The 14,376-nt window shown below is 46.0% G+C and carries 10 protein-coding genes; 7 read left to right on the top strand and 3 right to left on the bottom strand.

All coding sequences use genetic code 11. The features are described 5' to 3' along the window. The first annotated feature begins 102 nt into the window (after positions 1-102). The 7 genes from GSQ66_RS16495 (at position 103) to GSQ66_RS16465 (ending at position 7,232) form a co-directional block, all read left to right on the top strand. Positions 103-1,941 carry an ABC transporter ATP-binding protein gene (locus GSQ66_RS16495; RefSeq protein WP_162428469.1) on the top strand — a complete coding sequence of 613 codons (1,839 nt, stop codon included), beginning with the start codon at positions 103-105 and terminating at the stop codon, positions 1,939-1,941. Between the two features lie 130 nt (positions 1,942-2,071). Further along, entirely contained in the window at positions 2,072-2,419 is a 348-nt protein-coding gene (locus tag GSQ66_RS16490; protein WP_162428468.1) for a hypothetical protein, read from the top strand. A 9-nt stretch (positions 2,420-2,428) separates the two neighbouring features. Continuing rightward, positions 2,429-3,001 carry a D-sedoheptulose 7-phosphate isomerase gene (lpcA, locus tag GSQ66_RS16485; protein ID WP_162428467.1) on the top strand — a complete coding sequence of 191 codons (573 nt, stop codon included), beginning with the start codon at positions 2,429-2,431 and terminating at the stop codon, positions 2,999-3,001. Positions 3,002-3,087: 86 nt separating this feature from the next. Next, on the top strand, positions 3,088-3,756 hold the full coding sequence (locus GSQ66_RS16480) for a hypothetical protein (protein WP_162428466.1): 669 nt from the start codon (positions 3,088-3,090) through the stop codon (positions 3,754-3,756). Between the two features lie 167 nt (positions 3,757-3,923). Continuing rightward, a complete protein-coding gene (locus GSQ66_RS16475; RefSeq protein WP_162428465.1) occupies positions 3,924-5,462 on the top strand; it encodes a YifB family Mg chelatase-like AAA ATPase in 1,539 nt (512 codons plus the stop codon). A 232-nt stretch (positions 5,463-5,694) separates the two neighbouring features. Further along, complete coding sequence (locus GSQ66_RS16470) at positions 5,695-6,255, top strand: porin family protein (RefSeq protein WP_162428464.1); 561 nt, start codon at positions 5,695-5,697, stop codon at positions 6,253-6,255. 317 nt (positions 6,256-6,572) lie between these two features. After that, positions 6,573-7,232 carry a porin family protein gene (locus GSQ66_RS16465; RefSeq protein WP_238395730.1) on the top strand — a complete coding sequence of 220 codons (660 nt, stop codon included), beginning with the start codon at positions 6,573-6,575 and terminating at the stop codon, positions 7,230-7,232. A gap of 95 nt (positions 7,233-7,327) precedes the next feature. On the opposite strand, the gene GSQ66_RS16460 is transcribed toward GSQ66_RS16465, so the two are convergent. From GSQ66_RS16460 to GSQ66_RS16450, 3 genes are all read right to left on the bottom strand, one after another. Next, positions 7,328-8,689: a dipeptidase gene (locus GSQ66_RS16460; protein WP_162428463.1), complete on the bottom strand. Its 1,362-nt coding sequence runs from the start codon at positions 8,687-8,689 to the stop codon at positions 7,328-7,330. A gap of 84 nt (positions 8,690-8,773) precedes the next feature. After that, the gene (plsY, locus tag GSQ66_RS16455; RefSeq protein WP_162428462.1) at positions 8,774-9,421 is read right to left on the bottom strand and encodes a glycerol-3-phosphate 1-O-acyltransferase PlsY; all 648 of its coding nucleotides are present in this window, start codon (positions 9,419-9,421) and stop codon (positions 8,774-8,776) included. 147 nt (positions 9,422-9,568) lie between these two features. Further along, complete coding sequence (locus GSQ66_RS16450; RefSeq protein ID WP_162428461.1) at positions 9,569-14,371, bottom strand: hypothetical protein; 4,803 nt, start codon at positions 14,369-14,371, stop codon at positions 9,569-9,571. Positions 14,372-14,376 lie beyond the last annotated feature (5 nt).

The following is a 14,376-nucleotide window of genomic DNA, read 5'->3' as shown; positions in this document are numbered from 1 at the left end:
TTTCGTTAACAATTTTTAATTCACTGTCTCAGCATTAAAGAGACGCATGTTGCCATTCTGTAAAGTATCAGCGCTTTAGAGCAGGCAGCAGCACAAATCACCATGAAGACCTACCTTCGCATTTTACAGTTTGCAAAGCCTTATAGCCGGTTCGTGCCGCTATACACTATCTATACTATACTTGGTATTATTTTCGGCCTGTTCAATTTTACGCTGCTTATTCCGCTGCTCGATGTGCTGTTCGGGAAAGTGGGCCAGGAACAGGTAATGGCAATGGTGGCAAACAAGCCCGAATTTGCCTTAAACTTTAAGTTTTTCCAGGACCTCTTTTACTATAACTTCGGAAACATAATACTGCAGGAAGGCCGACAGGGAGCGCTGCTGTTTGTTTGTATTATTATTGTGGCATCGGTTTTCCTGGCCAACCTGTTCCGCTATCTGGCCTTCCGGATTATAGGTGAGTTGCGGGCGCACGTGGTCCGAAATATGCGCCAGGCTGTTTACAAGCGCGTGACGGAACTGCACATGGGTTACTTCAGCAACGAGCGTAAAGGCGACCTGATGACCCGCATGACGGTAGATATCCAGGAGGTGGAAAGCTCGGTGGTAAGTACGCTAACCGTTGTGATCCGTGAGCCGATTTCTATCATTGCGTTCTTTGTGCTGCTGTTTAATATGTCGGTGGAGCTAACCTTGTTCTCTCTTATCCTTTTGCCACTGTCCGGCGGTATTATTGCCGGCATCTCTAAACGACTGAAACGTAAGGCGCAGCAAGGGCAAAGCTCCCTCAGCTTTATTCTTACCATTATCGACGAGACCCTGAGTGGCATGCGTGTGATAAAAGCGTTTAATGCAGAGCCATTTATACTTAGCAAGTTTCACGATCAGAACAACCGCTACGCCAACATACAACGCTCTATTGCCCATAAGCGCGACCTGGCATCGCCGTTATCAGAGTTCCTTGGCGTGACAGTAGTAGCCGGCCTGTTATTGTATGGTGGTACGCTGGTGTTAAACCAACAATCAGAGTTATCAGCCAGTGAGTTTATAACCTATATCATTCTTTTCTCGCAGGTACTGGTGCCTGCCAAAGCCATGTCGTCGGCGTTCAGTAATATACAGCGTGGCCTGGTTTCAGGAGATCGGGTATTACAGGTTATTGACACAAAACCACAGATCGTGAACAAGTCCGACGCTAAAGTATTACCGGCATTCCGACATGAAATAGAGTTCCGGGACGTATCGTTTGCTTACGGTAAAAAACCAGTATTGCAGGATGTCAACTTTAAGATTCAGAAAGGTAAGACCGTCGCGCTGGTTGGCCAGTCTGGTGGCGGCAAATCCACATTAGCCGACCTGGTGCCACGTTTTTACGATCCAACAGAGGGTGCTGTACTTATTGACGGACTTGATATACGGGATTATACGATGGAGTCAGTCCGGGATCAGATCGGGGTTGTAACCCAGGAGTCTATCCTGTTTAATGATACGATCTTCAACAACATTGCCTTTAACAAGACCGATGCCACCGAAGAGGAAGTAATTGCAGCTGCAAAAATTGCCAACGCGCACGAATTTATAGTTCATACGGAAGAAGGATACCAAACCATGATCGGCGACCGTGGCGGGAAGCTTTCCGGGGGACAGCGCCAGCGCCTGAGCATTGCACGCGCTATCCTTCAGAATCCGCCTATCCTTATCCTGGATGAAGCAACATCTGCACTGGATACTGAATCAGAAAAACTTGTACAGGAAGCATTAACCAACCTGATGCGTAACAGAACATCTATCGTTATCGCACACCGGTTAAGTACTATTCAGCATGCCGATGAGATACTGGTATTGCAAAAAGGCAAAGTAGTAGAACGAGGCACGCACGACCAATTGCTGACAGACAGCGGGTTATATGCCAAATTAACACAAATGCAACTGGTACAATAACGAAATAATAGTATAATCCGGCATGTGGCATTGCGTTTTTAGATGAATTAATAACAGGGTGTTTTAAAATAACAATATCTTTTTATAGATTTAAAGAGACTTGATACAACACCTAAAACCACCCTGCAACATGAGAATACTTAATACCCTATTTAACATAGTTGCCATAGCTTATACCCTCACCATAGCCCTGGTGCTGACGGCTATAGTTACTGAGAGTGCAATATTTACCAGCGTAAGAACCGAGGCGCAGGTTCTGGTACTTTACAAGGCTTTTGCCGGTGTAGGTGCAGGCTTGCTTCTGGTTAAAGTAGTGTTTAGTAGTTTATATGCTGCTAACCTGCGTTACGAAAACCATATTGCCCAGCTAAAGGTTAACGACCTGAAAGTGGAACTGTACGAGAGACGCCAGGAATTCAGAAGCAACAACTTCAGAACACCAATAGCCGAAGAGCGCCTGGAGGTAGCAGCGGTTTAATAACATAAAATGACAACAACTATACAGGAAGAACTGGAGCAGGCCCAACAAACGCTTGCAAACTTTATTTCCGATAAGAATAACATAGCAGCCATAGAACAGGCGGCTAACCTAATGGCCGAGGCCATAGCAGCAGGGGGCAAGATAATTTCGTGTGGCAACGGCGGCTCTATGTGCGATGCCATGCACTTTGCCGAAGAACTGACAGGCCGTTACCGCGACAACCGGAAAGCTCTACCGGCTATCTCTATTTCAGATGCAAGCCACATGAGCTGCGTTGGCAACGATTATGGTTACGACTTTGTATTCTCACGTTATGTGGAGGCATTGGGCAATGCAAATGATGTACTGTTAGGTATAAGCACCAGTGGTAACTCTGCCAACGTTATTAAAGCAGCTGAAGCAGCCAAAGCCAAAGGCATGAAAGTGGTTGGCCTAACCGGTAAAGACGGTGGCAAGCTGGCCCCGCTTTGCGACGTAGAGATCCGTGTTCCACACATGGGCTACGCCGACCGCGTACAGGAGATCCATATCAAGGTTATACATATCCTTATCCTGCTCCTCGAAAAACAACTGACCTAGACATTTTAGTTTATACGCCGGCAACACTGGCACGTATAGGGATAAAAGCCTGCTATAGTTTGAGCAGCCTTTATCCCTATATTTTTATGCGGTACTTTTTAATAGCTATAGTTATACTCACGTTTCTATCCTGCTCAGATAGCGGAACAAGAACTGCTGAAACTGAACACCCTCAGGAAGCAACTAATAAAACATCACCATCTGATACAACACCTTCCAAACCCGAAACTATAGTTGCTACACCTGCTCTTGATTCTGCATTCCTGATCGTGCCCGGGCAGCGCATCGGCCAGATAAGTTTGGGAGAAACGGCGGAAAAGATAACCAGTACATTGGGACAACCTGATAGTGGAGATGCTGCCATGGGCAAAGCCTTATCCTTTTGGCTTGGTAAGGGCCGGCATAAACAGAATTATGTAGCGGTATACTTTTCCCGAAATTTTGACGGCGGCCCGGAAGACCTGCTTGCCCGCCAGATCCGGGTAAACTCGCCCAGCTTTAAAACTATAGAAAATGTAGGTATTGGAAATAACATCTCAACTATAAGGCAACATCATATATTACAGCCAATCGCCTACTATCTTAATCCGCAGCAACAGCGCACCTATATTTTTGATGATACTCCGGCAGGCATAGCATTCGAAATCACAACTCCGGATAGTACCTGCACCGCTATCACCATTCACCAGAAAGGAGAGAATGTAACCAATTCCTACCTTCCTGTCTACCCTGACCTCATCCGGTTAAACAGATAATAGCTTTGACAGAACTATAGCAATCAGTAACATTTCAGCATTACGGTTTGCCCGCAAAAGCCTGTAACTGATTATCTTTACCGGCAACAGCAAAAACCGGAATTTATTTTCCGTAGCAAGTGTTCCGGCTCAAATCAATATCAACTTATACTTCCTTATCAGAAAGTATGCTCATTAAAACATTTGGCAGTGCCGTGCAGGGCGTAAATGCCTACACTATAACGGTAGAGGTCAGCGTAAGTGCAGGCACAAAATATTTCCTGGTTGGTTTACCCGACAATGCAGTTAAAGAAGGCGAACAGCGTATTGAGGCCGCACTAAAGCATTACAACTATAAAATGCCCCGCCAGAAAGTAGTCATCAACATGGCTCCTGCCGATATCCGTAAAGAAGGCTCCTCCTACGACCTGACTATAGCGATGGGTATTCTGGCTGCCTCAGGCCAGATAGCTCCTGATAAGGTTTCGCAGTACATGATCATGGGTGAGTTGTCGCTGGATGGGGAATTGCGGCCAATTAAAGGAGTATTACCAATTGCCATACAAGCCCGCAAAGAAGGTTTTAAAGGAATTATATTGCCCGCCCAGAACGCCAACGAGGCAGCTATAGTTAACAACCTGGATGTGATTGCTGTCAGGACGATACAGGAGGCGATAGATTTTCTGGATAACAGGCTGGAGATTGAGCCAATGGTGATAAACACCCGCGAAATGTTCCAGAACCAGGTAGACCAGTATGCCGCAGACTTTGCCGATGTGCAGGGGCAGGAAAACATTAAACGCGCCCTGGAAATTGCAGCAGCCGGCGGTCACAATTTAATCATGATCGGACCTCCGGGCGCTGGTAAAACCATGCTGGCAAAACGACTGCCTTCTATCCTTCCGCCACTCTCGATGCACGAAGCACTGGAAACTACTAAGATACATTCGGTAGCAGGCAAACTAGGCGAAGCATCCTCCTTATTAACAACACGCCCTTACCGCTCTCCGCACCATACTATATCAGATGTAGCACTTGTAGGTGGTGGTGGCGTACCACAGCCCGGCGAAATCTCTTTATCGCACAACGGAGTTTTGTTTCTGGATGAATTGCCGGAATTTAAACGCACTGTGCTGGAAGTGATGCGACAGCCTTTGGAGGAACGACGGGTAACTATATCCCGGGCAAAAACAACGATAGATTTTCCGGCTAACTTTATGCTGGTGGCCAGTATGAATCCCTGCCCGTGCGGCTACTATAATCATCCGGAGAAGGAATGCGTTTGCGGACCGGGTGTAGTGCAGCGTTATTTGAACAAAGTAAGCGGACCGCTCTTAGACCGCATCGACCTGCACGTAGAGGTTACGCCGGTTACCTTTGACGAAATGACAGCTACCCGTAAATCAGAAGACAGCACGACAGTTCGCGAGCGAGTGGTGCAGGCAAGAGCCGTGCAACAGGAGCGCTTTAAAGATTTTCCGCAGATACACTCTAATGCCATGATGCCGTCGCAGATGGTAAAAGACATTTGCCAGATAAACGAAGCCGGCAGAACCTTACTGAAAACCGCTATGGAACGCCTGGGGCTTTCGGCCAGGGCCTACGACCGCATCCTGAAAGTAAGCCGAACTATAGCCGACCTGGCTGACTCTCCTGAAATAAAAATTGAGCATTTGGCAGAGGCTATTCAGTACCGCAGTTTAGACCGCGAAGGCTGGGCAGCTTAGGCCTGTTTTAACCAACTATAAATACTTAATTACAAACATTATATGCAGCGCGACATCAATTTAAGGTGTCGCGTTGTTTTGTTCGTGCACTATAGTTTGGCGTCTGCCCAAATAGCCACCCTCCTGCCTCAAATCAAAACAGTTTTCCCATACTTTTATCAGAACCATCCGTAATAGGCTTACATCAGGCTACGAGAGTGGCTTGTTTGTAACACTTAACTGAATTAAAAAAATGAAAAAATTACTCTTATTATTTGTCTTTGCTTTGGTAACAACTATTTCGGCACAGGCTCAGGTTGGGTTTGGTCTGCGGGTTGGTGCTAACTATTCAGATTTCAGGGGAGATAATGCTCCACAAAATACAGACAGAATATTCGGTGCACATGCAGGCTTAACGGCAAACATCCCGGTTTCCAGTGATAACTTTTTTTCTGTTCAACCTGAGGCACTTTTCTCTATGAAAGGAGCAAAAGGAACAGGTGATGACCTGAGACTGTATTATGTTGATATACCAGTTTTAGCCCGTGTTAACACTGGCCTGCTTTATTTTGAAGCTGGTCCTCAGTTATCGGTTAATGTTGGTGATAACTTAGAAGATGATGCCTTATTTAAACCAGATTTTAGAAGAACAGGATTAGGTTATGTAGCCGGTATTGGAGTTGGTACGCCAATGGGTGTAAGTATAGGCCTGCGCTATAACTCCGACATTTCAAAAATATATGATGAAGGTGATGCAAAAGTGTATAACGATGTATTTATGTTGTCGCTGGGTTATACCTTCACAAGCAGATAATTTGCCTTAGTACAACTTAAAACTATGGAAAAAAGCCTGACCTCGGTCAGGCTTTTACTTTTTATAGCCACCTCCGGAAGTTGATCTCAAAAGAATATATAAAACCATTCTATATAGGGCTAAACTATATTCTGGCATTGTTGTTGTAAAGGGGATATCAGATTGCAATCAGTGCAATTGGCGAAAGGCAAAATTTTTTATAGTTAAACCTCAGCCACTTGCGCGCCCAATTTGTTAAATATTAAGAATTCGGAATTAAAAACATCATAATTGCCGTATAAGGCACGTTAGAGATTACAAAACTAAAACTTAAGAACATGAAAAAGCTATTTATTATAGGTGCAATGTTATTTGCAGGCGCTACTGCTGTACAGGCACAATCAGGTATAGGTATCAGAGCTGGTGCAAACATGTCCAACCTTTCCGGCGATCTTCGTAACGAAAATAACTTCGAAAATAAGTGGGGCTTCCATGGCGGTATTACCTACAACATTGGTATAGTTGATAACTTCTTCTCTATTCAGCCCGAGTTGCTTTATTCTCAGAAAGGTTTCAAAAATGCCGATACTGAATTTGTAGTAGGTGGTGTAAACTATAAGCGAACTGGTAAGGTAAACTATAACTACCTGGATCTGCCGGTATTAGCTAAAATTAAAGCCGGTCCGTTGTACTTCGAAGCCGGTCCGCAGGCATCTTACTTAATAGGTGTTAATAACGAAACCAAAACATACCTGGATGGAAACCTTCAGTCTACCTCACGTGATGAAAAAGACAAGGAAGGCTTAAAAGAATTTGAGTTTGGTTATGGTGCCGGTGTCGGTTTTGCGCTGGGTAACAGCCTTAACTTAGGTGTGCGTTATAATGGCAGCTTCAGCGATTTCGTGGATGAAGACGTTAACTTTAACGGTGATGTAACCAATGCGCGTCACTCTACCATTATGTTCACGCTGGGTTTAACAATACCATCAGCAAGATAATCTGAAACGAATAGCTGCTAAACTACAGGCAGTTTAAACTAAAAATCCCCGGTGCTATAGTAGCGCCGGGGATTTTTTATAGTTGGCAGTTATAGTTATTTGCTCATTTCAGCATAGTATTTATAGAACAACGGTATCGTTTCGATGCCTTTCATATAGTTGAACACACCAAAGCTCTCGTTAGGCGAGTGTATCGCGTCGCTGTCAAGCCCAAAGCCCATCAGTACAGAGTCCAGGCCCAGCTCAGATTTGAACATGGCAACTATAGGAATTGAACCGCCGCTGCGCACAGGTATAGGTTTTACACCAAATGTTTCTTCGTAGGCTCTCGAAGCTGCTTTATAGGCTACCGAATCGGTTGGCGTTACAACCGGCTCACCGCCGTGGTGCGGCTTAACCAGAACCTTAACGCTGGCCGGAGCAATGCTTTCGAAATGCCTGGTAAACTTCTCCGTAATTTCTTCAGATGTCTGGTCAGGTACCAAACGCATCGAGATCTTGGCAAAAGCCTTTGACGGAATTACTGTTTTAGCGCCTTCGCCAATGTAACCACCCCAGATACCATTCACATCCAGTGTAGGTCGTATAGAGTTGCGCTCCATAGTGGTGTAGCCTTCTTCGCCGTGTATGTCGCTCAGGTCAAGTGCCTTCTTATACTTCTCCAGGCTAAAAGGAGCACGGGCCATTTCTGCACGTTCTTCGGCACTCAGCTCAACTACGTTATCGTAAAAGCCCGGTATAGTTATGTGGTTGTTCTCATCATGCATCGATGCGATCATCTGGCAAAGGATGTTGATCGGGTTAGCCACAGCGCCACCGTATAAACCGGAATGCAGGTCGCGGTTCGGTCCGGTAACTTCTACTTCCAGGTAACTCATGCCGCGCAGGCCTGTCGTTATAGAGGGCGTATCATTTGCCAGCATGCCCGTATCCGAAATCAGGATCACATCAGCAGCCAGCTTTTCCTTATTGCTTTTAACAAAAGTTGCCAGATTAGAGGAGCCCACTTCTTCCTCCCCCTCAATCATAAACTTCACGTTGCATGGCAGGGCGTTGTTGCGCATCATTACCTCAAACGCTTTTACGTGCATGTACATCTGGCCTTTGTCGTCGCAGGCGCCACGGGCATAAATTTTACCGTCTTTAATTACCGGCTCAAACGGAGGTGAGTTCCATAGTTCATACGGGTCGGCGGGCTGCACGTCGTAGTGGCCGTAAACCAAAACAGTTGGCAAACTCGGGTCAATTATCTTTTCGCCATACACGATCGGGTACCCCGCCGTTTCGCATAGTTCAACCTTGTCGGCACCAGCTTCGCCTAAGCGTTCTTTTACAAATTCGGCAGTGCGCAATACATCCTGCTTAAACTTCGGGTCGGCACTAACCGACGGAATACGGAGCATATCGAGCAGCTCGTTCAGGAAACGGTCTTTGTTCTCGGAGATATAGTTATTCATCAGCTTTACTTTTGTTTGAGTTAAAGTTAATAAAAAATGCCACCCTTACAGTAAAGAGTGGCATTTTAAGATCATCAGTTATAGTTATCTTTTACGGCCTATGGTAATGTTGGCTTTACTTTCCTCGCCGGCAATCAGGCGGTTAATGTTCTTGCGGTGCGTAATAACCACTATGGCAAAAAGTAAAAATCCGAAAATGATCAGGATCGGGTTATCCGGATGAAAGTGTGGGTGCAGCAGCAACAGCATCGGGAAAGCCAGCGCTGCGATCATAGAACCCAGCGAAACATACTTGGACACAAACAGCACGATCACAAAAACCACGATACAGACAAGGGCCGCCTCAGGCTGTATTGCCAGCATCATACCTAACAAAGTAGCTACTCCCTTTCCGCCTTTAAACCGCTCATACACCGGAAAAATATGTCCTACAACGGCCAGCATACCCATTAAAAGCTGAAAAACGATCAGGTTTTCTGCAGGAATGGCGTCGAACAACAGCAATAAATTGGCAAGCGATGTAGCTGCCCATCCTTTAAAAATATCGATCAGCATAACTATAGTTCCCGGCCTTTTGCCCAATACCCGGAAGGTATTGGTTGCACCGGAATTACCACTGCCATGTTTGCGGATATCGATACCATAGTACCATTTGCCCAGCCAAACTGCCGTACAGATAGAACCAATAAGGTAAGCTGCTACAAAAAGTATAGCTATAAGAAGTATGTTCATTAAATTGAATTTCTTGTTTTACGTTAGCCAGATGTTCCCATTTTACCTTTTTAGAAGGCGTGGAAGGCTTTAGAATCTCAAATATAGATAAATCTTAATTTAAATCTAAAGCCTGCATCTCATAAATGGTATACGCTATATTTATAGTTACCGGTTATCTGGCCCGGGCTCGCTTCCACCTTCAGCCTCGCCTCCCTTTTTCTTTTTCCTCTTTTTTTCCTTCTTAGGGGCTTCATCCAAAACCTCCATATTGTCTGTAGAATCGATCTCCGGTTGCTGTGTTGCTACCTTAAAGCCCGATTTCCCATTCAGGTAGTTTTTGCTCATGTGCTCCAGGAAAGTATTTTTATCCATGGTCTCGCCCGGGTAAAAACCATAGTTTGTAGTGGTGCCACGGCCCCGCTTCGACTTAGCCCTGATTGCTTTATTAAACTTATCGTTCGAGGCTACCAGGGTCAATCCGTTCTCTAAATAGCTAAAATAATACCAAGTATACTGATCGGCCTGCAAATATAAATTCATAACCGGCTCGCCGTTCAGGTCCTGCTTTATTTCCATGTAACCATCAACCATGGCATTTATATCATCTTTCAGAATGCTGGCAACACCTATTTTACCAGTACTATACCACGCCTTCTGCTCGTTAGACCATTTCAGGTCTACTTTATTCAGAATCAGGCTTCGGATAAGTGATTTATCTACTTTAGGCAATGGAATGTAGCTTCCGCCCGACTCGCTGATGTACCTGCGTACGCCACGGTCCCCGATAAATTCGCCCAGCTTATAGTATGTTGCATCGCTGCCGTCAAGGGCTTCCGGCGCACTTTGGGTATTTTCTTCCAGGTGCTCAGCCATAGCTATAAGGGCCTGCTCCGGCATTTCCATATCAAAAGCCAGGAAAGCATCTATGTTATAACGGCTGCTGTCTACGTTTGCCGAGCCATTGCCAGAAGCTTCTACTTTAAAGTTACGGGTAGATTTTAGCAGGTTCATTTTACCTTCGAAGTGCAGCCTGTTGGTAGCCTCGCTATAACGCAGCACATTGCCCTGGTAAGAGTTGGCATACGCACGGTCTTCGCGCCCTATCTTAAATTCGGTATTGGCCTTGTTGTAAGAAATAGCGCCATCTGCCAGGAACAGGTCCAGGTCATCTTCGTTCTGCTTTTGCGAAACAAAGGTGTTGTATAGTGTGGCTGTAGCCGCTGAAACGTGAATACCTGTTCGCAGTGGTGTTCCGTCGGCAGCTTTTGCTTTCTGGATCGGGATACGGACGTTGGTCGGATTCAGGGTATCTTTCTGATAAGCAAACCAGTCAGACGCAGCCTCATTTCCGGTAAAGTTAAGCTTCAGCTCGCCATCAAAATCCAGGTAAGGTTTGGTAGCATGCATCAGCACTTTACCCCGGAACATGATTCTCGGGAAGATATAGAACTTATCTTTTTCTTCTACAGTGGCTGTTGCAAAAGAATAGATCGGTTTGCGTTTGCCCTGCGGATTATCGAACGTAAAGTTTGTAAAATGTAGTTTAAACGAGTCTTCGGCAGCGTTCAGATAATCAAGGTAAGCTGTTCCGTTCAGTAATTTTCGTGCTTTTACATCCAGGTTTCCCTGGTATAGTTTATGATATTGCTGCGCCGAGTCGGCGAGAATACGGGAGTTACGCAGCGTACGTATCGTTGCATCTGCTGATACGGTTACTCTGCCACTGTCAGGGATAACATACATATCGGCCACGGCAATGTAAGGTACACCACCAGCCAGGATCGTATTCTTTTTCAGATCGTACACGCCGCTACCCGCCATAAAGTTAAGCGAGTCCTGCTCCGGGTGCATCGAGTAGAAGTAGTTCTTCCCGCCTTTCTCGTCTGCCTTCAGCGTAATTCTTTCGGTGGCGAAATCCCAGCGTGCACTGCGCATCGATGTTTTGTACTGTGCTCTCGGGAATTCTATACTTGCCGCCCCTACTTTTTCAATACCGAAATCCACCGCACCTTTGGTCATGTCATAGTTAAACTCCACACCCTGGGCTTTTATGGCCGGCCTTACCTGCACATCCGATTTTGCGATCATCTGTGCGTTATTGCCCGAGAAGCTGCGCTGCTTGAACAGGAATCCCGGTGAAGTAACGTTGGCAACAGGGTTATCGAGCTCGCCATTACCATACATACCACCCGGCGACAACTTGGCCACTCCTTTAAACTTATACTTTTCTTTATAGATCAGCATCGGCTCTTTTACAGTGGTCAGGTACATCGAGTCGGCTTTCGGCAGCCAGTTCATCTGGAAGTTGTTGAGCGTGGCTACCGGAAATTCTGTGCCGTTCAGTTTTTCTTCTTTTATAGTTGCCGTAGCGCCTTTCTGTGTTTTAACAGCATCGTGGTAATAGGTGTATTCCGGGGCTTCCAGGGTTGCAGTAAGGTAGGTAAGGGTGCCTTTGCTTTGTATACCCTGCGAGCTCATCATAACCGTATCGTAGGCTATGCCTTTACCGCCATAAGCAGGTAACCCTTTTGCCGGCGGCTGATGATAAAAGCCCAGCGTCTGGTCCGGCATCATGATCAGCTTCGTTTTTATTACCGGGAAGATACCACCAGAGTGGAAAGTACCTTCAAAACCGATCGTATTTTTACCCGAACTAAGGCTATCGAGTTTGAAGGGCGGCATATCGAAGTAAACGGTGCTATCATAAGCGCCACCTAACACATCGGGCCTATTAAACGTAACCTGGGCACCAACCGGTGCATCAAACTTAGGGTAGTCCGGGTAGTATTCTTTACCTGATTTATTATCCGGTTTGTTGATGTATAGTTTGCCGGTAAGTTTGCCGGAACGGCTTGTCAGCACCTGGTTAGTAACCTCCCCTCTCGTTGCTTTGCGGTTGCTTGTGATCAGGGCAATGGTGTCGAGCTGCTGCATATCGATCATGAACTCATCGTAATCGAACTTGAACTGAGAACCTTTAAAGGCCAGACTGCTGGCAAATATCTTACCCCCAAACTCAATATTACGGTTATCCAGAATGCGAACGATACTGCTATCCGGCACGATGTAAACGCTGGCTGTATCGTTATTGAAAGCAATTTTACTTACCCCACGCACTTCCAGCTTATTGTTGTCCATGTTAAGCGTAGCATTTCGGCCGGATGGCACTACAGAGCGGATCACGATGTGGTCGTAGTCGCGTACTTTTTTAGAAGCGCCTACATACAACCATGCCTTTTTCTTAAGGGCTATATAGCCGGTTGCGTTATCATACTCCAGGTAACCTTCGCGGGATAAATTGTGAGCCGCCTGCTTAATGGCCTGTTCGTTTACCTTGTTGAATTTTGCTACATCAGAAGCATAGAACTCATTCTTTTTGGTTTTAGCGCCATAAGATACCAGCGCTACCAGCGGATGAAACGTGGCAATACCTACCATCTGCTGAAACTTGTTGTTGGAATAATATTCCGTAGACTCCAGCTGAACAGGAATAATGGTTTTGGTATTCAGAACCGAGAAGTTTATGAATGGCGTGTTCAGGTCCCAGGCAACACGTTCGGCTACAATTTCCATCTCATGATAGGTATCGTAAAACGGGGTTCGGCTAAAAGGGCCTTTGTCTTTGGTTAGCACCAGGCGGTTCTGCGGTTTGGAGTAGCGTAACTGCACAGCAAGGTGCGAGATAGAGTCTTTCTCCTGGTAAATAGAAACGGCTGCCCGCGAAGCAACTATAACGGAATCGTTCAGGGTATAGTTAAGCGCCTGCGAACTGAACTTGCGTTTGCCTCCATCCACTACCGATATTTCTGATAAGCTTTCATCCAGTGCCCGGCTGCCAATCAGGTCGCCGGCCAGCGAGAAGCCGCCTACATACCTGATCCTTTCGCCCAGGTTTTTAATTTTTGCATCGTTCGTAAAAGAGGCAAACCGCGGGAACATCTTTTCGCCCTTAGCACCACGTTTTGTACTTCTGAACTCAAAAGCACCTTCTACCGGTGCGGCTAAAACAGCATCGTAAGTAAGCGTTACATCCGGGGCTTTAAATCCGGCAAAGGTGATATCAAAATTATACTTCCTGAAAATAGCCGAAGCTTTACTGCCGCCTGCTTCCCAGTCGTATGAACCGCCTTCGCCTACAAAAATGCCTTTTGCCAGCATTAGCTGTCCGCTGGTTTTATGGATAGCCGTAGAATCGAAGTTGGTCGCAAAAACAATGTCAACACTTTCCAGCTTCAGCGTAGGGCCGGACAAAGCAGGCTGAGCCGGGATGTACATCTGCTTGCGGCTTTCTTTGCGGCGTTGTGCTGCCTTTTTAGCTTCTTCCTTCTTTTGCTCTTCAGATTTTGGTTTTACAACAGGAGCACCCCACCCATCGTCTATATTTTCTTCATCGGAGCTTACTTCATCATCCCACGAAATATTATCCCACTCGCTTGTGCCCTGAGTTTCTTTATCGTCCGTTTTCTTACTGGCGCCTTCGTATACAAAACTAAAATTACCGCCTGTGGCATATAGTCTATAGTTAGGCTTTTGGAAGATACGGCCGGTGGTGAGGTACAACCTGCTTGTGTTCAGAAAATTTCCTAAACCTGCCATGTCTTCGCTGTCAACAGCCTTGGCTGTCACGTCCAGCATGTTGTTCAGGCTGTTTCCGCTCAGGTTATGTTTGTTTACACCTGCCGCCAGCATGGTAAAGAAATCAGAAAAATGCGGGTTAGAGCGCATCTTCTTGCGATACATCTGCTGCGAAATATCTATTACCTGGTCCTTTTGCTTGTCGGTTAGCTTACCACCGTTCCAAATGGCGTCGAGCTCGCTGTTCAGCTGTTCGGCATTGGGTAACTTACCAGCAACCATCAGCGCCTTAGCCTCGGCAATAAATTCGTCCGGCTTTTTAGAGAACTTGCTCTGTGCCTGGGCTATAATTGTTGTGGATAAAAACAGAAAGAGTAAAAGTTTGTACCTCATAGCAG

The sequence above is a fragment of the Pontibacter pudoricolor genome (assembly GCF_010092985.1).
Classification (GTDB): domain Bacteria; phylum Bacteroidota; class Bacteroidia; order Cytophagales; family Hymenobacteraceae; genus Pontibacter; species Pontibacter pudoricolor.
The sequence above is the reverse complement of the archived record's forward strand: the minus strand, read 5'-3'. Positions and strand labels throughout refer to the sequence as shown.